We start from the raw sequence: 20,358 nt of genomic DNA on the forward strand, positions 1-20,358 counted from the left end.
GATGCTTCGTTGCAGCCGGTGGCGGCGTCCTTCCTTACTCGCGCAAACCACACTACAGAGAGCAATATGGTATTAGGGGGATATTCACGGTGATCGTGAACTTTGCCGAACGGGCACATAACCATAACTGGAACCTGGACCCGGTCACACGGTCCCTGCTTGACACTGATTTCTACAAGTTGCTTATGCTCCAGTTCATCTGGAAGCATTTCCCCCGCACAAGGGCGACGTTTGAGTTGATCAACCGTACCTCCAACGTCAGACTCGCGGATCGCATCTCGCTTGAGGAAGTAGTGGCCCAGCTTGAGCAGGCTCGCCAATTACGCTTCCGCAAGTCCGAGTTGATCTGGCTCGCTGGAAACACCTTTTACGGAGTCCGGGGCATCTTCGAACCCGCATTTCTTGCATGGCTGGAGGACGATTTTCGCCTGTCTGATTATGAAGTCTCGATCAAGGACGGCCAGTTTCTTTTGAAATTTGATGGCCTGTGGACCGACACCACCATGTGGGAGATCTACGGTCTCTCAATCCTGGGTGAGTTGCGAACCAGGGCCAGCTTCAAAGGCATGTCCGAGATTTCTCTCGATGTCTTTTATGCACGTGCGAAGACCAGGTTGTGGGAGAAGATGGAGCGCCTGCGCGGGGTTCCAAACCTGAAGATGGCGGACTTTGGAACACGACGCAGGCATAGCTTTTTATGGCAGGAGTACGCCGTCAACGTATGCCGCAAAGCACTCGGAGAAAACTTTACCGGAACTTCGAATACTTACCTCGCCTACAAGCACGATATGGAAGCCATCGGTACCAACGCGCATGAAATTCCGATGGCGCTGGCCGCGATGGCTCCGGATGACGACGCACTTAAGGCATCTCAATACCGCGTGCTGGAGTTGTGGCAGAAGACCTATCAGGGCGAGTTGCTGATTATGCTGCCTGACACCTTTGGCACAACGCAATTTCTCAAAGATGCGCCGGCCTGGGCCGCGGATTGGACAGGACAGCGTATTGACAGCAAGAACCCGTACATCGCCGGCGATGAATATATCCAATGGCTGCAACAGAGAGGACGCGATCCGCAGAATAAGCTCATCATTGCGTCGGATGGGCTCGATGTAGATGTGATCCTCGGCCTGCACGCTTACTTCTCCGGAACGATACAGCCCGGAGCAACACCGGCAGATTTCCGCTCCGCTGCCGATTTTCATGACCCGGCAAAGTGGTCGCCCGGAAGAAGAATTCGCTTCAGCGCTGGTTGGGGAACCTTGCTCACGAACGACTTTCGCGGGTGCGATCCTGATGGGAACCGAGGCTTCGAACCCATCAGTCTCATCTGCAAGATGACTGCTGCGGATGGACATCCGGCCGTGAAACTCTCCGATAACTACGCCAAATCCACGGGCGAGCCCGAGGAGATCGAACGCTACCGGCGTGTATTCGGCACGATGGGAGTCGAGAACATTCCCGTAGAAGTCTGACGGAACCTCAATGAATAGCCGGCGCGGATGGCGGCAGCTCACCCGTTGGCCACGTTCCCGGCGCGGCCGACATAGTAAGCACCAACCGACCACCACCCGCGATCTCCGCGTGCCGCAGCCAGGCACGATTCAGCGGTTCCCCATTTAGTTCTGCCGCGGTTACATATTTGTTTGTGGCAGATACATTCTTCGTTTCAATCACGAATCTCTTATCGTCCGCCAGGTGCAGCGTTGTCTGCGGAAGACTCGGGCTTCCAATCAGGTACACATCCTGCCCTGCGTTGGGGAAAATACCTATCAGCCCAAAGGCGTACCACGATGACATCGCGCCTGAATCGTCATTGCCGGGCAGGCCCTTCCGTCCTGCATGAAAACTCACCGCGAGAATCTCCCGCACCCGCTCCGCAGCCTTGTCATGCCGTCCGGCCCAGATGTAAAGATAGGGGCTCAGAAATCCTGGCTCGTTGCCAACGTCGTAGGGTCCCGGAACAGTGAAGAATGCGTCCAGCCTGTTCACGAATCTCTGTGCCCCACCTGACTTCTCGATAAGCCGCGCCACGTTCTGTGGCACAAAGAGAGAGTAAGTCCAGGAATTACCCTCATAGAATGTCTTGCCGCCCCAACTGCAACCCTCGATGGCAGTAAATGGCGTCAGCCAGCTGCCATCGCGATGCCTTGGCCGGATGAATCCCTGGAAGCCGCCGTCTTCAAAGTGCGAATCCCACAGATTTTCCCAATTCCCTGAGCGCTTCAGATACTTGGCGTAGTCTGTCGTTTTTCCCAGCCCCTTCGCCAGCAGCGCAATCTCATAATCGTTCGCTGCATATTCCATCTGCTTGGATCCGGGACGATCTACCTCTTCAAGCGTCACGTAACCCAGGTCGCGCCATCCCGCCAATCCCCCGCGTCCCTCCTTAAGCTGGTCTGCTGGCGAAACCTCCGCATCCTTTACTTCCGCCGCATACGCGGTATTCCAGTCGATCCCTTTCAAGCCTTTTAGATATGCATCGGTCAGCACAAACTCTGCGTTGCTTCCACCTTGCGTACGACCGTTGTAGTTCCCGCTGCGCGCATCCGGCAACCATCTCTCGTGCCGGTAGAGATCCACCAACGCTCGCACAATCCTCGTCTCTCGCTCCGGCGCAATCAGAGTCAGCAGGGGGCTCGATGTGCGAAACGTATCCCAGATAGCGTAATAGTCGTCGTAGTAGGGTTCCGTTGATTGCCATAGCGGATTCTCGCCGGTTCGATCCACGGGCATCAGCATCGTGTGGTACAGCGCGGTATAGAACATCTGCGCCTGTGCTGGTGTCTCGCCCTGCAGTTCAATGGCACCCAACACTTGATTCCACTCCGCAACTGCAGAGGCGCGGGTTGCTTCAAAGTCGAAGCCAGCTACCTCTATGGTCGCGTTGCGCTTTGCCTGTTCCTTGCTCACAAACGATATGCCAACCTTCAACCGCACCTGCTGTCCCTTCGTCGTTGGAAAGGTCAGCCATGCACCCGTTCCAGAATTCGCACCGGCCTCTGCGCGCCTTACACCTGGATGCAGATCCTTGTCGCGCCATGTACCCCATGACCGTGCTGGTGTATCACTCTTCGCATAGAAGTACACCGTGTAGGAGTTCGGCTGCTTATTCCATCCTCCGGTCACGCTGCTTTGCCCGGTCACCTCCGTCGAAGACACAACCGTTACCTGGGAGGCGGTGATAGCTTGGCCCTCTCCCGACTTCCTGCCCGAGCTAAGGCAATGCCCCGCATCGAAAAGAATGTTTGCCTGCCGTGTCTCCGGATAGGTAAGGCGGTAGAGCGATGTATGCCGCGTTGCCGTGATTTCAACATCGACCGGATACTTCTTCAACGTGACGCGATAGAACCCAATGCTGCTCTCTTCCCTCTCGCGCGACGATTCATACCCGCTGGCGACCGGCTTGCCAATCGTGGGCTGAATCAAAATATTTCCGTACTTCGCTCCACCCCCAGTACCGCTGACGTGCGTCTGGCTAAAGCCGAGAATCTCGCCCTCCGCTGCCCATCCCGCATTTGCGCCATTCCCTCTTCCCCCCATATCCGGACCCGGCTTTGCCATTCCGAAAGGCATCGTCGGTCCCGGAAAGGTATTCCCGCCTCCATCCACGCCGAGCATCGGATCCACATACTGCGCAACTTGCGCCATGGCCGCTGCGTTAAAACAGCACACACCAAGTACAGCCATTCCAACTCGACATATCCGGTGCATCGTCATCCTTCCGCCGCTGGTGGCAACGTCTCGCAACTGGAGTGCTGAAATACTTTCACTCCTCCCAGCGGAAATCCCATCATAAGCTTGAGTGGCTAGCCTGGTCGCTCAATCCGGAGAGATCTGCAAATCACTGCAAAAAAGAAGGGCCTCTGCCAATAGGCCAGAGACCCTATCATTCATGTCAATACTCCGATTTAAGCCACGCTACAAATCAAGACCGACAAAGATTATCTCTGAGGCGTATCCGCGTCGAGACGGTAGAGCCCGCTGCCGTGGCTGTCCGGGGTAGCCTTCCCCGCGGACGAAGATGCATCCGCACCCGCTGGCTGGCTCAGTCGCACGAAGGCAGCACGAGTCTCCTCCGCTTCTTTCTTTCGTCCGACCTTTGCATAGGCCCGTGCCAGCGAAAAATAAAAACGCGGCTCAATGGGCACCATGGCTTTTGCGGTCTCAAGCTCCGGGATCGCCGAGGCAGCATCGCCACTATCCAGATATAGCAATCCCAGCAAATAGTGTGCGAAGGGAAAGTCGGGCGCAAGCCTTACTGCCTCGCGTGCATAGGGAATGCCCGTCGCAGAATCGGTCCGATAGTGGATAGCCGCGATCTGCAAGCGTGCACGCACGTGGTTCGGCTGAAGCTTCAGTTCCTCTGCAAATTGCGGAAGCGCTTCATCGGGTTCCTGAATCGTCAGCAGAAACCGGCCATAAGCATAGTGGATGTTAGGAAACGCAGGCGTGGCCTCTACCGCTTCTTTGTAGAGTTTCTTAGCCGTGTCATGCGTTTCCCGGGAGTCCATAGCTTCTGCATGTCCAACTCGCACCACAACCGCGCGCTCCGTCGAGCCAGCAGGCGGAAGCTCGGAGGGCTTCATCAGCAGGACGCACATTCCGTAAGCCAGATCGATGTCCTCACTGCTCACTCCCAGCTTTGAGAGACGGTGCAGAGATTCGATGGCGGATTCATACTTCGCCTTGTGAACCAGGATCATGCTCTCGTGATACATCAAGACGTGCCATAGCTTGGGATCATCCTGAATGCCGATCTTCCTGGCCTGCTGAAAATGACGTTGCGCGTTGTCCAGGTCTCCCAATTCGTATTGGCACAACCCAAGCATCAGTTGGGCCGTACCACTCTGCGGGCTAAGCACAAGCAGGCGCTGAAATGCCTTCGCAGCCGGAGCATACTCCCCGCGATCATAGTAGAGGGTTGCAAGCGACCACCAGCCTTCCGCCCAGTTTGCCTTAAGGACAAGGGCACGCTTATACAGCCCGATCGCTTCATCAAGTTGATTGGCATCCCGCGCGGCTGCAGCTCGCGCGGAGAGAATGGCAAAACTTCCTTCGGAACGAGTTTTAGATACCTGTCCGTAACTCAGCAGCCCGCACGAGAGAATTACCACCAGTACTATCGGTTTCCTGAGCAAGATCATCCCTGGGTTCGATGTCAAGGTTACGAAGCTAACACTTCACCCTCGTTCCCCGTCAGAGTAACGCGAATTTGCTGACCTGCGCCGGCCTTCTGATTAGGCCGGCGCATTCAGCGGAAAATCAGAACTTGAAGTGAGCTTCAAGCTCGATCGTGCGCGAACCGAGCACCGTCGTAGCGCGCCCGAAGTGGGCATTGGTAATACCCGGATCTGGAGTCAAGAGGTTGAGTTGGTTAAAGAGGTTATACGCATTCGCGCGAATTTCGAACCGCGCGCTTTCGCCTAGAACCGGCATTCGGGGTAAGCCGAATGCTTTGGTCCCGGTCGCGTCTATATCAAAGTAACGTGGTCCATTAAACGAATTACGCTGAATGCCCGGTAAGAACGGAAGAGCCGTCGGGGTTGGCGCATTTCCGTTGGGCAGCGGCCAGGAGCTGTTGTTTTGAACCACAGGAAGCTTGGTGAAGTAGACGTTGTCAGCACCCGAAGCCGAGGTTGACTTCGGAAAATTTCCGTTGCTCTTCTTGAAGGTATCTGTGCCTTGGCTGGTACCGGCGCCACCCAGATATTTGGCGGGACGCAAGTCACAGTTACCGCTGTTCGGGATAACCGCGTTACAGGCGAGTCCCAGATACTTGGGGTTCCAGGGAAATCCGGAGTGCCAATTCAAAATGCCGCTCAAGGTCCAACCACCGAGAACCTTTTCCATCCAGCTATGGCTGCCCCGGAAAATTACTGGCGACCATAGTCCCCACAGCTTGAACATGTTACGCACGTCATAGTCGGAAGGACCATAGTTATATCCCGGCAGGAAGGAGTAGTCGGAAATAGTAAATGGCCCGGAGCCATCATCCATGCTCTTACTCCAACGGTATTGCGCATCCACTTCATAAGTATGTGCGAACTGATGATGCATCTCCGCCATCAGCGCGTTGAAGTTCGATGCTCCAGTATTTTCGTACCAGTCAATATAGTTCAACCGGGGGTTATACATCACCTGACCTGCAAGCACATTCCCGGCATAAACCGCATTCAGATTCACCTGCAATGGAAGATGTCGTCCAAGGCTCCCTTGATATCCGAGCGTGGCTACCCATTGGTGCCCAACATCATATTGCGTCTGCAGTGAGTAGCGATAGTTGTACGTAGTGGGCAGGTTGCGAGGTATCCCCGTCACGTTGAGTGATACCCCGGAAGCCGTTGGCAAGTTAGACGAGTCAAAGGTAGTGATTAAGTTAGGATTCGCTGGAAGAGCCCCGAGTTGATACAGATTTGATGCAGTTCCATAGACTATCTGCGAACCTGTTAGTAATCCGCTTGAGGTGATGAATGGCGGATTGAAGCGCGTATTTGTCAGGATCGCGGCCTCCAGCCCCGTATAGCCCATGCCAAAGCCTCCGCGCACAACTAATTTGTTGTTAAGGCTTCCGGGACTCCAGGCAAATCCTATCTGCGGACCGAAGTTCCCCTTAGGAGCATCGACCTGGTTGCCACCGAGCTTGAATGCAATCCCAGAGAGAATGCTCGATCCAGAGCCGAGGCGCAGATTAGATAGATTCCCCTTCTTCTCGGTCAGGCCTCCAAAGTACTCCCAGCGTAAGCCAAGGTTCACGGTTAGATTTGGCTTTACCTTCCAGTCGTCTTGTACAAAGAAGTCCGCCAATGTCTGCCGTGTGTCTTTGCGGAAGGTTGACGGGATTCCCGTTCTCGGATCGACCGTAGCACTCTCCGATGCCGGCGCATCATTAATGAAATCCCACAAGTTATTAAAGTAGTATGTGGGTTGCGCCTCCCATGTCGGCTCATCCAGATATTGAAGCTTGATCCCTTCTCCGCCAAACTTCAGGCTATGACTGCTGATAACCTTCGTTACCGTGTCTTTAAGGCTATAAGTCCACTGGTCGAAAACACTCCCGACATTTGGACCAAATTGAGAAATGGTATTTGGATCGATACTTCCGAGGGTGCGAGCTCCGCTAAATGTCTGGAGCTTGCTCACAGGTAATCCATACGGAGTTTGAGGATTGCTCGCAATCTCATTCCATCTCCAGCCAGCAGCATCCACGCGCACTTCGTTCAACAGAGTCGGGCCAAAAGTATGGTTCCAGAGTACTGTCGTGGCATTGTTGGTCTGACTGTGATTAAAGAAGTTGGATGGCCGTGACGGGCCGTTGAAATTATGAGTGTCCTGTGGAACGTAGTAGATGCTGAAGGCTACGAGGTCATTGGAGGTGACCTGGAAATCCAGGCGCCCATTGAACTGCTGCGAAGTTTGACTGAAAGGACTTACGGTAGCGACAAAGAACAGATCGGCTATACCGTCGAAGTTGGCAGGGCTCCCCGTGCCGTCGCCGCCTAGTCCTGGCTGTGAACTGCTCACGAACGAAGGATCGTGCTTACCCAGCGGGACACCTGTAAGTGGCCTGCCAAGATCAAGACCTGCCCCGGCAATAAAGTTACAAGTGAGCCCCTGTACAAGTCCAACGTCGGCGCAGGTGTGCTTGTCACCTGGGCCCTCCAGAATCTTACTGTAACTGGCACCCGCACCCTTCAGCGTCAGGTACTTCGCGGAAGTACTTCCGGATGGTCCTAACTTGTCAAAGCCCGCGGTGTCATACCAGCCGTCGCCCGTGCTGGTGGAGCTGTTGCGGATCGTCTCATAGGAGAAAAAAGCGAAGATGTGGTCTCGCCAGATAGGCCCACCCACTGTCCCACCAATCTGGTTAAACCTCGATGTGTTTCGTACTGGGTTGTTGTCAGGTGAATAACGCTGGAAAGCGTTCAGACCGGGTCTATCGAATTTAAAGAATGCTGTACCGTGGAATTGATTCGTACCATTCTGCGAGATAGCTTGTATCTGCGTAGCACCGGTGCGGCCATATTGCGCATCATAACCGTTCGCAATAACCTTCATCTCCTTGATGGAGTCTTCGCTCGGAGTTACAACTGCGGCGCCGGCCCATGTCACACTATTGATGCTTACGCCATCCAGCGTGATGTTGTTCTGGTCCGTCCTGCCACCATTTCCCGATACCTGCGGTCGATTCTCTGTAGCAAATACGCCCCCGCTCGCGCCTGAACCCCCTGGCCCCTGATTGCCGGGTTGTTGTGAGGTGCCGCCACCCTTGCCTTGGGCACCGTCCCCGAATACGCCCGGTGCAAGCTGCACCAGTTGAAACACATCGCGCCCATAAGACGGAAGTTTGGAAATACCTTCCTGCGAAATCGTGCCGCTGATCTGTCCCGTCTCCGTATCGATCATCGGTTTGTCCGCAGCATTCACGGTTACAGTCTCGGTGGCTCCTCCCACTTCGAGCTGAACGTTCAGCGCGTTGGCCTGTTCTGCAATGATCTGGACGTTATCCTGCACCATAGTCTTGAAGCCTGCATGCGACACCGACAGCTTGTAGCTGCTGGGAGCCAACTGGTTAAAAATAAACTCTCCCCCAGTGCCGCTCGTCGCGTTCAATGTTCGATTTGTCTCTTTATCGACGAGCGAAAGCGTAGCGCCGGGAACCACCGCTCCCTGGGTGTCCGTAACCGTCCCTTGCAAAGTGGCCTTGTATTGTCCAAATGCGCCCAAAGGCTGGAGAAATGTGAGGAGTATGAAAAGGAAGCACGATACAATCAGTGCCCCTCGTGTAAAACCGCCCCCAATGCAACACCGCGAAATTGCCACCTTAGTTTGCATCATCCTAGGCTCCTTAGAACGCGACCTCTCAAGCTATTGAGCTGACAGGCTTATGTCACTTCCACCTCTGTCTCTCTGGTCTTTAATATCTGCATCCCATGAGAATCAAGTTCCCATCCTGCCTCGCTTGTGTACTGCCTTAAATCGTTTGTTGTCAAATCCCTATGTTCAGGGGATTTCAAATATTCCCTACCGGACCAAATCCAGAATTTGACGAAGCTAGTACCGAACGAATGACCCTTAAAAACTGTGTGATTTAGAGGCCCAAACCAACTAAAGGTTGCTGCTTTGTTTATCTTGCCTTCTTGACGAATTTCGGCATCATGGTCAAGAGTATGGATGCCGCATGTAACGCAAATTTCCGTTTATAGGGCTGTTACTCCGAGCAGGGAGGGATTTCAATGCAGCGAAAAAGGAAGCTGACCTGGTTCACGCTGAGTCTGGGAATCGCAATAGCATGCATCCTTCCGGTGGCCATCTGCGGTCAGGCTGTTGAAACCATACAGATCGACGCAAAGGCGCGGACAACCCCCTTTCCTCACTTCTGGGAGCAGATGTTCGGCTCCGGTCGCGCCAATCTCTCCTTGCGGGAGAGCTATCGGGATGACTTGCGTGCCGTGAAACAAATCACCGACTTCCGATATGTTCGTTTCCACGCTATTCTTCACGATGAAAATGGCGTCTACAACGAAGACGAGCACGGCAATCCCATGTACAACTTCGCGTATGTCGATCAGATTTACGACGGGCTGTTGAAGAATGGAGTGCGACCGGTAGTTGAGATCAGCTTCATGCCTAAGAAGCTTGCCTTTAATCCGGATGCGCTCCACCCTTTCTGGTACAAGCAGAACGTCTCTCCTCCCAAGAGCTGGGAACGATGGGATGCATTGATGACTGAGTTCGCAAAGCATCTGGTGAACCGCTATGGCATCGAAGAAGTCTCGCAGTGGTACTTCGAAGTGTGGAATGAACCCAACATCGATTTCTGGGGAGGCTGGCCGCAACAGAAATCGTACTTCGATCTCTACGCGCATACCGCCAATGCGGTGAAAGCAGTCAATCCGAGACTCCGAGTTGGTGGCCCCGCAACCGCAGCCGCAGCATGGATTCCGGAGTTCCTGAAGTTTGCTGCCAGCAAGCACGTTCCGGTCGACTTTGTATCTACCCATGGATATGGAGACGACACAGTGCAGGATCTGTTTGGCACGGACGAAAACATTCCTGTCGACGATCGCGTCGGTGGAGCGGTGGCCAAGGTCAGAAAGCAGATTGACGCTTCCCCATTTCCTCATCTGCCTCTGCTCTGGACCGAATGGAATGTTCCTGGACTAATGGAGTCACGAGACACAATCTACGTTGGGCCTGCGCTGGCCAACACTGTAAGAGAGTGTGATGGCAATGTAGACATGCTCTCGTTCTGGACGTTCTCCGACGTCTTCGAGGAGGGTGGTCCTGCTTCCCGCCCATTCAGTGGCCAATTCGGCTTACGTGCTATGGGGGGCATTAACAAACCCAGCTACTATGCGTACGAATTGCTCCACCAACTCGGCAACGAACGATTGGCGAACGATTCGAAGAACGTCATCGTTACCAGACAGACAGACGGTAGCCTCGACATAGCCGCATGGAACCTGGTCGATCCGGATAAGCAGGGTGCGGTGCACACTATGGACTTGCTCTTCCGTGGCCTGCCTGCTAACGTGCGTGCAACTCTCCAGATGGTGGACTCCAATCACGGAAATGTTCTGAAGCAGTATGCCGCGATGGGAAAGCCTCTTATACCAACCCCATCTCAGGTGCAGCAGTTGAATCGCGAAACCTCGTTAGCTCCTCCGACACAGGTAGACCTGAAGGACGGTAAACTGCATCTGGAGCTAACTCCGAACGCTCTCGTATTGATTAAGGTTCCAGCAACTGCCCGATGATCCACTTGGCTGCCACAGGACCGCTGGAGCGCTTGTTCGGGTGTAACATCCTGGTTCTGGAATTCCGTTCCTGCTACGGAGGAAGGATTATGTTGAACTCACGCCGCACTTTGCTGCGGGGGGCCTTCGCCGCTGCGGCCGCTTTATTGATTCTGCCAGATAAGCTCAGCGCACTGCAGCGTTCACCACAGCCGCTACCATCGCCTCATGCGCCAGACCAGAACGCACCTGCCGGCATGGACGGGCCAGAAATCATCAAACCGGAAAAGTCCCCGCGCAATCCAGTCAATCAGATGCAAATCGTTGCTCTGGTTCAGCAGCTTTACAAGCTTTCTGCCGAACTGAAAGACGAAGTCGATCACACCAACCTTAGTTCCACATTTCCCCTATCCATCGTGAAGAAAGCGCAACAGATCGAAAAGCTCGCCAAACAGATCAAAGAGCGAACCAAAGGGTGAGGTACATTTAGTTCGGACCTGACGGAACTCCGGCTGACTTTTGTGGAGCGGACATATCCCTGGCTTCGCGCGGACCTTGATATGCCTGGCTCCCGTGTTGGCTCTTCTGTTCTTCCGCAACCGCATTGAGCCTGACAAACGTTGCGCGCTCCTCGGCGGCGCGTTGCGGCTGTCCCGCCTTGGCATATGCCTTCGCCAGATTGAAGTGTGCCTCCGGACTACCAGGTGCAAGTGTGCAGGCAATCTCAAGTTCTCTTATTGACCTGGCGGTATCGCCACCGCTCAGTGCAGCCCTGCCCAACAGGTAATGAGCCTCTGCCGAACCATCCGCCAGTTGAACGGCGCGTTCCGCCGGAGCAATAGCATCCGAGGGCGACGCCTTTCGCAGAGCGATGGAGGCGAGGCGAATAAATGGCAACTCACTCGTTGGCGAAAGGACGCTTTCCGCACGCATCTGAGCCGCTGCTTCGTCATACTGGGAAAGAGAAAGCAGAGCAGTGCCATAAGCATAGTGGAGAAATGGAGTCGTGGGGTACTGCTTCAGCAGCGACTCGAACTCGACATCTGCCTGATCGTACTTGCTTTCGTGGAGCAGTTCTGCGATTCCCCCGGCACGATTTACAAGCTCACGCTGCGGCTCCTCTACGGCATCGGGCAGCTTCGCCATGCGCAGTAATGCGAGACCGGATGCAAAACGCACCTCGGGTTGAAGATTGCCCGGTCCGACAGCCGACATCAGAACATCCGAAGCATGGCTGAACTCTCCGGAGCGCACGAGCAGAACCCCCAGCGTGTACTTGGCCAGATGTAATGAGTCCACACTGCCGCTTAATCCAAGTTGCTCGCCGCGTTCCAGGTGAATCTGCGCGTTTTCATAATCCTTCAGCGCGAATTCGCTCAGCCCAAGCACCGCCCATCCTGTTCCATTAGCGGCGTTCTGTCTCAGCCACTGCTTCAGCTCGGCAATTGCTTCGCTATAGTTTCCTGCGGAGTACGCCAGCAGTCCCTGCCTCCATCCATTCGCTCCTGTTAAATCGATGGAGCTGCCGCCTGCCGCATACAGAGAAATCATTCGCGGGTCACGCACCTTAGATTCTTCATGGAGCGCGCTTATACGGTCGCGCTCCTGCTTGGCTCTTGTTCTATTTCCGCTCGATTCCAACGCAGCAGAGAGGGAGTTATGAGCCGCGCGCAAGCCAGGCTCCAGCACCACAGCCTTCTCTGCCGCAGATACAGCGCCGGCCGCATTCTTCAATCTCAACTGCAATGCGCTTATCTCAATCCAGGGCAGGGCACTCAGTGGAGACACTCTCACCTCTTCATGCTGCTGCACCAATGCTTCCTTCCAACGTCCTGCATCTTTCAACCGAAGCCCATACTCGTAATGGAGATACGGCGTGGACGGGTAGTTCGCAATCAATTTGGGAAAGAGCGTCACGGAGTCCGTCTTGCTTGAGGCTATTTCGCCTGCGTCTCGTACAACCGCATCCTTCGATGGATCCATCTCTTCGGGAAGAATCGGAACTCGAAGCATGGCAAGCCCTAAAGCCAGTTTCACCTGGGGTGATAGGCGACTCTGACCAAATGCTGAGTCCAGCAGTTCTCTGCCGCGTTCAAAGTCCCCCTCATGGATCCGCAACAATGCAAGATGGTAGCTCGACACCTTTGCGATCTCAGGGTCATCGCCGACGCCCAGCGATTGCGCCTTTTCCAGATGCGACAATGCCGTCGCATAATCCTTTAGTTCGAACTCACAGAGCCCGAGCAGCGCCCATGCGGTCCCGCTTCCTGGCGCGGACTCGATAACCTTTCGGAAAGCCCCCGCAGCCTCCACGTATTGGTTCGTTTCATATTGGAGGGTACCCAGGTTCCACCAGCCTTCTCTCCAGTCCGGACGAATCTCAAGAGCACGCCTGGTATCGCGTATAGCTTCGGCGTTCTTCCCGGCATCCATCTCGGCAGCGGCCGTTCGCTGCAAATCCACAAAGCTCGTTGCGGCAGTGGCTGGATTGGACTGCTGAGCCCGCAGCAACCTTGCACTCGGCTCTGCAAGGATCAACACGAGAAGAACCGGCCATGATTTTTTAATGTTTCGAAAAGCCCACATCGACAGGCTCGCCATTTGGCTGTAAGTTTATCGTTGTTATAGAGGACACTGCCAACCGAATGAAGCAGCAGAGTACCGGGATCGCGACAGAACTCTCTCGCCGAGCCCTTCTCCGCAACCTTGGCATTCTTGCCGGCGCATCCCAGCTCCGCGCCACCCCGTTGCTCTATGCCGCGGAGGGGCCCACAATCTACACGTTTGAAGAAGTCCCGCCTTCCCTCAGCGGTATTACCTGGACGCATACGGCGGGCAAATCATCGGAAAAATTCCTGCCGGAAACCAGCGGCGCAGGCTGCGCTTTTCTTGACTACGACAACGATGGATGGATGGACATCTACCTCGTAAATAGCGGCAAAGCGGACTTCTATGATCCTCCGCACCCGCTAAGCAATGCGCTCTACCACAACAATCGAGATGGCACTTTTACGGATGTGACCGCCAAGGCCGGCGTGGCTGGTGGCGGGTATGGGATGGGTGTTGCTGTCGGCGATTACGATGGAGACGGCTTTCCCGACATCTATGTAACCCAATACGGTCGTAACATCCTCTACCACAACAATGGAGACGGCACCTTTACCGACGTAACCGAGAAAGCAGGGTTGGCCGTTCCCGGCTGGAGTTCGAGCGCAGTCTGGTTCGATTACGACAACGATGGCAGACTCGATCTCTTCGTCTGCCAGTTTGCAGAGTTCGATCCCTCTCTCGGCTGCGGCACCGACGCCGCAGGTGTGCATCACTACTGCATCCCACGCATCTTCAAACCTCGCCCCAGCAGTCTCTTCCATAACAATGGCGACGGTACATTCACCGATGTCAGCAAGCAAACCGGAATCGCCGGCCATCTCGGCAAGGCCTGGGGAGCAGTGGCAACTGACCTCAACAATGATGGCAACATGGACCTGTTCGTCTCCAACGATACTGTTGCGAATTTCCTGTTTCTCAACCGTGGCGACCGGTTCGAGGAGTGCGGCCTAAGTTCGAACGTAGCCTACAGCGCTGACGGACATGCTCGCTCCGGCATGGGAGTCGATTCCGCCGATGTAGATGACGATGGGTGGATGGACCTCTTCGTGGCGAACATTGACCAGGAGATCTTCGCGCTTTACAGAAACAACCACGATGAGAGTTTTGATGACATCGCCATGCCAATGGGCATCGGCATGGTAACGCGCTGGATGAGCGGTTGGGGACTGAAGTTCTTTGACTACGACAACGATGGCGATCTGGACCTGATCCTTGCCAATGGCTTTCCCGACGATCTGATTGATCAGAGTTCCAGCAGCGTTACGTGGAAAGAGCCGCTGCTCCTCCTGCATCGCGAAGGCAAAGCGTATAGAAACGTAAGTTCGCAGAGCGGGCCAGTGTTTGAAAAAAACTTCCCTGCTCGCGGACTCGCCATCGGCGACTTCAATAATGACGGCGGAATCGATGTGCTCATCAGCAACAATGACAGTGCACCGCTATTGCTGCGCAATAATGTAGGACGACATAACCACTGGCTCGGCATCCGCTTGATTGGCCGCAAGTGCAATTCCGATGCAATCGGAGCACGCGTTACCTATCAGGCCGGTGACTTGAAGCGATCCCGCATGAGAGTAGGGGGCGGAAGCTTTCTCTCGACTCATGACCCGCGAATCGTACTGGGAATTGGCAGCCGGTCAAAACTCGACTGGCTGGAGGTAAAGTGGCCGCAACCCAGTGGCACTGTCGAGCGCTTCACGGATTTGCCGATCGACCGGTACATCACCCTGGTAGAAGGTGCCGGCAAATGGAAGTAGAATTCTTCTAAAGTACAAAATCCGGCATTAATGACTGCCCACCCTAGCAGCTCTTCTTCGCAAAACTGGACGAAGCACGCACAATCAGTTCGGGCTCGACCACGATCTCCGGAACATATTCGGTACTCCCCTCAATTCTGTCGATGATCGTTTTGGCTGCAATCTGGCCCATGCGCTGGAGCGGCTGCCTTACCGTTGTCAGCGCCGGTTTGGAGAAGATCGAGAGTGGGACATCATCGAATCCAACCACCGAGATGTCTTCCGGCACGCGCAGGCCGGCCTCCTGGAACGCCCAGATGGCGCCGATTGCAGAAAGGTCGTTATAGGCAAAAAGTGCGGTAAAGAATTGCTTTCGGGCAAGCAGTTCCTTCGCACACGGATACCCGAGTTGCGGTGTCGCGACATCGCCCTCAATCTGTACCGTCAGCTCCGGTCGAATTCGCACTCCGAGTTCCTGGGCTACTTCACAAATCGCATTCCATCTCGTGGCGGAATCGGAACTGCATGTCTGTCCCTTCAAAAACGCGATTTCGCGGTGGCCGTTATCGAGCAAGTGCATGAGTTCCTGCCGGACTGCAACCTTGTGGTCGATCGTTATATTCGTGACTCCCTGAATGCGATGGTGCCCGGCAATGGCCACGGTAGGCAGTGCGGGCTCCTCCTGGATCGAAGTGTCCACTGTTACAAACCCCTCAACGCCGCGCGCCAGCAACACCTGCGAATAGCTTTGCAATACTCGGGGATCGTGGCGATGCACCACGGTAAGAAAGAAGTACTCCGTATCGCGAAGATACTCCTCGATTCCACTGATGATCGCGGAACCGTAAGGGTCGCCGATCTGTTCGACGATGACGCCGATCGTGTAGGTACGCTGCAGCCGGAGAGAACGCGCAAAGTAGTTGGGCCGGTAATTGAATTCACGCGCTGCGTCCAATATTCGGCGCTTGGTATGTTCCGGAATAGCGCGCGCTGCGGCCGAGTCGTTCAATGCTGCGGAGATCGTGCCTGGGGTCAGGTTCAGGTGCTGAGCCAGCGTCATCAGCGTTACCCTGGGCCCGTTTGGAGACTTCCTTTTAGCCATGAGGATCTTTCAATCTTTCCGGTTTCATCCGCACAAGTTTAACCGCAGGATACTGCTGACATGCTCGGGGGAATGACATTCAACGTAAAGGATACGCAAGAGGAAAACAAACTCCCAGCTATTCGTATGTAGGTTTACCAGAAAACTTCAGGCTGGTCCGCTCGCTTCTTCCCTTGATCGGTTTCGCTGCTCTTCTTACAAATTTCGTCAAGAATAACATTATTGTGTTGACAATCGCATACCTGGTCGCTAATGATCCTCCCGCATTTGAAGTAGACCAAAAGTACGAGAGCACCTTCCGCCCATCGATCTAGATCCGGGTTCGCAAGGTAAAGCTATCAGACACCTGGATTAAGGGACGGCTGGATCGGCAAGCAGTTGGACGACTGAGGAGGCTGGTCAAATGTCGAATTTCATTTCGAAATGTCAGGCAGCAGTCCCAAAATGGTTTGGGCTGCGGCTGGTGGTTGGTTCCTTCATCCTGATCGCCGTAATGCTGGCGGCCACAACATCCTTGCATGCACAGGCTTACAACGGGGCGATTGTCGGAAACGTGACAGATAGCAGCGGCGCCACGGTGCCCGGCGCAAGCGTGATGGCAGTGAATACAGGCACAAATGCCAAATACAACACTACGACCAGCGGATCAGGCAACTTCGCTATTCCCCAACTACCCATCGGCACTTATGAGCTACATGTCAGCCAGGGAAACTTCAAGGAATCCGTCGTAAAGGGTATTGAAGTCCACGTCTCGACCAATGTTGAAGTGAATACGGTACTTCAGGTGGGTGCCGTGACTGAAAAAGTCACCGTCCAGGCAGATGCCGTTCAGGTGCAGACCACCTCCGCAGCTGTGGGCGAGATTATCGGTGGCTCACAGGTCCGCGAACTGCCGCTGAATGGCGAAAACTTCGTCGGACTCACCCAGCTTTCGCCTGGGGTCTCTGCGGCAGCCTCGTATGATGGCACCGGCAAGGGCCTCTCCGGTGGCGTCAACTTTTCTGTGAATGGCAACCCATATACCAACAATCTTTTCCTCGTCGATGGCGTGAATAACAACGACGTAGGCTCGAACCGGACGATCCTGGTCTACCCCGCCGTCGATACCATTGCGGAGTTCAAGATGATCCGCAACTCCTTCGGACCGGAGTATGGTCAGGCGTCCGGTGCAATCATCAGCATCAATACCAAATCCGGCGATAACCAATGGCACGGCGGAGCCTTCTACAGCGGCCGCAACAATGCGCTGGATGCCAATGATTGGGTACATAACAACGAGGGCCTTGGGAAAGGTAAGCTGCGCAAGAATGACTGGGGTTACCATGCCAGCGGACCGGTCGTAAAGGACAAGCTGTTCTTCTGGTGGAACCAGGAGTGGGATCGCGAGATTCGCGGCGGTGCCTTCGGTACCTGCGTGCCAACCGATGCAGAGTCGAAAGGTGATTTCAGCGCCTATGGCTCTGCTAAGGCAGATCAATGCGGTGCAACCATTCCCAGCATTCCCTCTTTTGCGCAAGGGACAAATCCTTTGACGATTGCCAACCCGGATGCTGCCGGCTTATTGATCGCGCAGTTTTATCCATCGCCTAACTTCAACTCCTCACAGCAGACGTTGACAAACAAGAATGGCTATAACTGGAGTACCTCCGTCAACAACAATCTGAAATGGAGTGAATGGAACGTGCGCGCGGACTATGACCTTACCAAGGCAAACCGCGTCACCTTCCGCTGGACGCAGGACACCTGGGACAACCCGGCGCCAAACAATGGAGCGGTCTTCTGGGGGGAGTCTTTGTACCCTACCGTTCAATCCAACTGGAGCCAGCCCTCCAAGAGTGTTATGGCGAAGCTCAGTTCCACCATCTCAAACAGCATGGTGAATGACGTCGAGTTTGGATATGGCCACAACGCGATCATCACTAGTCTGGCCGGCACCCGCAAGAATATCGTGTCGGAATTACAGACTGCCTATCCAGCTTCGTTTCCAGGCTCCATTAAGCAGAAGGATGAGTTCTTTGGCGGATGGGGCGGCTTGAACCCCTATGGTTCCTATCAGGGCAGCGCCTCTATCTGGAATATCGCTCCTTACAAGAACCATGAGGACCTCTATACTGTTCAGGACAACCTCTCCAAGGTACAAGGCAACCATCTCCTTAAGGTCGGCGCCTTCTTCGGTACCAATGCAAAGGTCGAGGATAATGGAAACGGTGCGGACAGGCCGACACTTCCATCGACCATCTATTGCGACAAGGATGCGTCTGGCAACAACATCATTGGACCTGGGCATCCTGCCTGCGCACAAACCAACAACGCACTCGCCAATATTCTTATTCCTGGCACCGGCAGCCAGCCTCAGATGTTCAACGTCAGCGAGAACAGCATCGACGCAACTGCTTTTGTTCACTGGCACGACTTTGAGTGGTATATGGGTGACACTTGGAAGATCAGCCGCAATCTCGCTCTGGATTTCGGGTTCCGCTGGTCCTTTTATCGTGAGCCCTATGCGGGCGACAATCATTGGGCAAACTGGAGCCTCGCCAACTGGAGCGCGGATCGGGCCACGTCTAACCCGTCAGATGCCTGCAATGGCGTTGTCATCGTGCCTGGAACAAGCCCATGCTCCGATGCGAGCAAGTTCCTCGCAAGCCTGGGTGTTAATCTGCCCCTTTCTCCAGGCACACCGGGCAAGAACAGTGCCCTCGTGGAGCAGAACAACCACAACATTGCTCCTCGCGTCGGCATTTCGTGGGATGTCTTCGGCAACGGCAAGACTGCCCTGCGCTTTGGCGGCGGCCAGTTCTTCCAGCGCGAGTTAGTCGGCATCGACGAAGGTCTGGCCCGGACCGCTCCATTTGTCATCGGCATCAACACAAACCGGGCGCTCGATACTCCTGCACCGTTGGCAAATCCGTCCGTGTCACCCAACGCCGGGAAGAGTCCTCGCGGCGTAACTCCAAATTCCTGGCAATGGAATGCAACCGTGGAGCAAGAGGTAGCAAGAAACACGACGCTCGAAGTCTCGTACGTCGGCAATACTGGCCTCCACCTCACCTCCATGTATGACCTGAACCCGATTCCAAGCTCTAACTGGAAGCAGGCCGCCTTTGCCAGCGGCAGCGCCCAGAACCTCTTCCGTCCAGCCTTCAACTTCGGCACGATTGGGGGGTTCGCCCGGGGAGGCCATGCGTCCTATCACTCTCTTCAGGCTATGTTCCGCTCCCAGATGGGACCCTCAAGCTTCCAGGCTGCATACACATACTCTCACTCCCTCGGCAACGTGGAGCTTGACAACTCTTCGGGTGGCTTCAATCAGCAGGCAATTACGGATCAGAGTCATCCCGGCCTCGATAAAGGAAATACCAACATCAACCGTCCACACATCTTCGTCTTCAACGAGGTGTACTATCTGCCCAAGTTCACCAAGGAGAACAGGCTTGTGCAGAACTCCATCGGCGGATGGGAAGTGAACAGCATCTTCACCGCTGCTCATGGCAGTTCGTTGACGCTCTTCAGCAGTGGGGTCAGCGGCGCATGCACCAAGCTGGATGCCGATGGGAACTGCGTCACTGGATACTCCAGCCCCCTGACCTCGTTGATCGGCACAGGCTACAACGGAAATAACCGGCCTCTTAAGGTGCCGGGTAAAAGCTGTAACTCGGGGACCAAGGAGAACCAGATACTCAATCCGGATGCGTTCACGCTTGTGGGGTACGTAATCGGCACAATTCCCTCGAACATTGCCAGCCGTGGGGCCTGCTACGGTGCGCCGACTACGAATCTTGACCTGCAACTTGCAAAGAACTGGACCGTCAAAGAGCGCCTTCGCGTGAAATTCAGCATGGACTTCTTTGACATTCTGAATCATCCGAACTTCAACAGCTCCGGTCTGGAGGGAGCCGGTATTACCTCCTCAAGCCCGGTCTACTGCGGCGGGGCCACGCCTCCGGTAAAGGGAGGCCCAGCGACCGGGCAGCCCTGCAGCCCTACAAACAACGTGATCACCTCGGCAGCTACACCTACAATGGCATCTCCCAATGGCTTTGGTTCGACACAAAGCCTGCAAACAGGGCGCTCAAATCGTGAGCTGCAATATGCTCTTAAGTTCACGTTCTAACCCAGCTCTCTCTGGGTCAGGGACCTAACCTGTTACCTGCGCAAGCGGCGAATCTTTTCA

Annotated in this window: 10 protein-coding genes; 5 read left to right on the forward strand and 5 right to left on the reverse strand. The window is 54.8% G+C overall.

Annotated elements, in window-relative coordinates; genetic code table 11:
* The first annotated feature begins 89 nt into the window (after window positions 1-89).
* Window positions 90-1,475: a nicotinate phosphoribosyltransferase gene (locus tag VM554_11765; GenBank protein ID HVJ09050.1), complete on the forward strand. Its 1,386-nt coding sequence runs from the start codon at window positions 90-92 to the stop codon at window positions 1,473-1,475.
* A gap of 7 nt (window positions 1,476-1,482) precedes the next feature.
* Here VM554_11765 and VM554_11770 read toward each other — a convergent pair whose 3' ends face one another.
* From VM554_11770 to VM554_11780, 3 genes are all read right to left on the reverse strand, one after another.
* Complete coding sequence (locus VM554_11770) at window positions 1,483-3,690, reverse strand: GH92 family glycosyl hydrolase (protein HVJ09051.1); 2,208 nt, start codon at window positions 3,688-3,690, stop codon at window positions 1,483-1,485.
* A 254-nt stretch (window positions 3,691-3,944) separates the two neighbouring features.
* Window positions 3,945-5,117 carry a tetratricopeptide repeat protein gene (locus VM554_11775; protein HVJ09052.1) on the reverse strand — a complete coding sequence of 391 codons (1,173 nt, stop codon included), beginning with the start codon at window positions 5,115-5,117 and terminating at the stop codon, window positions 3,945-3,947.
* A gap of 148 nt (window positions 5,118-5,265) precedes the next feature.
* The gene (locus VM554_11780) at window positions 5,266-8,697 is read right to left on the reverse strand and encodes a TonB-dependent receptor (GenBank protein ID HVJ09053.1); all 3,432 of its coding nucleotides are present in this window, start codon (window positions 8,695-8,697) and stop codon (window positions 5,266-5,268) included.
* 539 nt (window positions 8,698-9,236) lie between these two features.
* On the opposite strand from VM554_11780, the gene VM554_11785 reads away from it, so the two are divergent.
* Both VM554_11785 and VM554_11790 read left to right on the forward strand, forming a co-directional pair.
* Entirely contained in the window at window positions 9,237-10,760 is a 1,524-nt protein-coding gene (locus VM554_11785) for a hypothetical protein (protein ID HVJ09054.1), read from the forward strand.
* An 89-nt stretch (window positions 10,761-10,849) separates the two neighbouring features.
* Window positions 10,850-11,218 (forward strand): hypothetical protein, encoded by a 369-nt coding sequence (locus VM554_11790; GenBank protein ID HVJ09055.1) that lies wholly within the window; start codon window positions 10,850-10,852, stop codon window positions 11,216-11,218.
* Window positions 11,219-11,225: 7 nt separating this feature from the next.
* Here the strand turns inward: VM554_11790 and VM554_11795 are convergent, their stop codons facing one another.
* Window positions 11,226-13,280 carry a tetratricopeptide repeat protein gene (locus VM554_11795; GenBank protein ID HVJ09056.1) on the reverse strand — a complete coding sequence of 685 codons (2,055 nt, stop codon included), beginning with the start codon at window positions 13,278-13,280 and terminating at the stop codon, window positions 11,226-11,228.
* A 104-nt stretch (window positions 13,281-13,384) separates the two neighbouring features.
* On the opposite strand from VM554_11795, the gene VM554_11800 reads away from it, so the two are divergent.
* The gene (locus tag VM554_11800) at window positions 13,385-15,103 is read left to right on the forward strand and encodes a CRTAC1 family protein (GenBank protein ID HVJ09057.1); all 1,719 of its coding nucleotides are present in this window, start codon (window positions 13,385-13,387) and stop codon (window positions 15,101-15,103) included.
* 43 nt (window positions 15,104-15,146) lie between these two features.
* On the opposite strand, the gene VM554_11805 is transcribed toward VM554_11800, so the two are convergent.
* A complete protein-coding gene (locus VM554_11805; protein HVJ09058.1) occupies window positions 15,147-16,184 on the reverse strand; it encodes a LacI family DNA-binding transcriptional regulator in 1,038 nt (345 codons plus the stop codon).
* 403 nt (window positions 16,185-16,587) lie between these two features.
* Here VM554_11805 and VM554_11810 point away from each other — a divergent pair, with 403 nt between their 5' ends.
* Complete coding sequence (locus tag VM554_11810) at window positions 16,588-20,298, forward strand: carboxypeptidase regulatory-like domain-containing protein (GenBank protein ID HVJ09059.1); 3,711 nt, start codon at window positions 16,588-16,590, stop codon at window positions 20,296-20,298.
* Window positions 20,299-20,358: the final 60 nt, after the last annotated feature.

Source organism: Acidisarcina sp., assembly GCA_035539175.1.
Classification (GTDB): Bacteria; Acidobacteriota; Terriglobia; order Terriglobales; family Acidobacteriaceae; genus JANXZS01.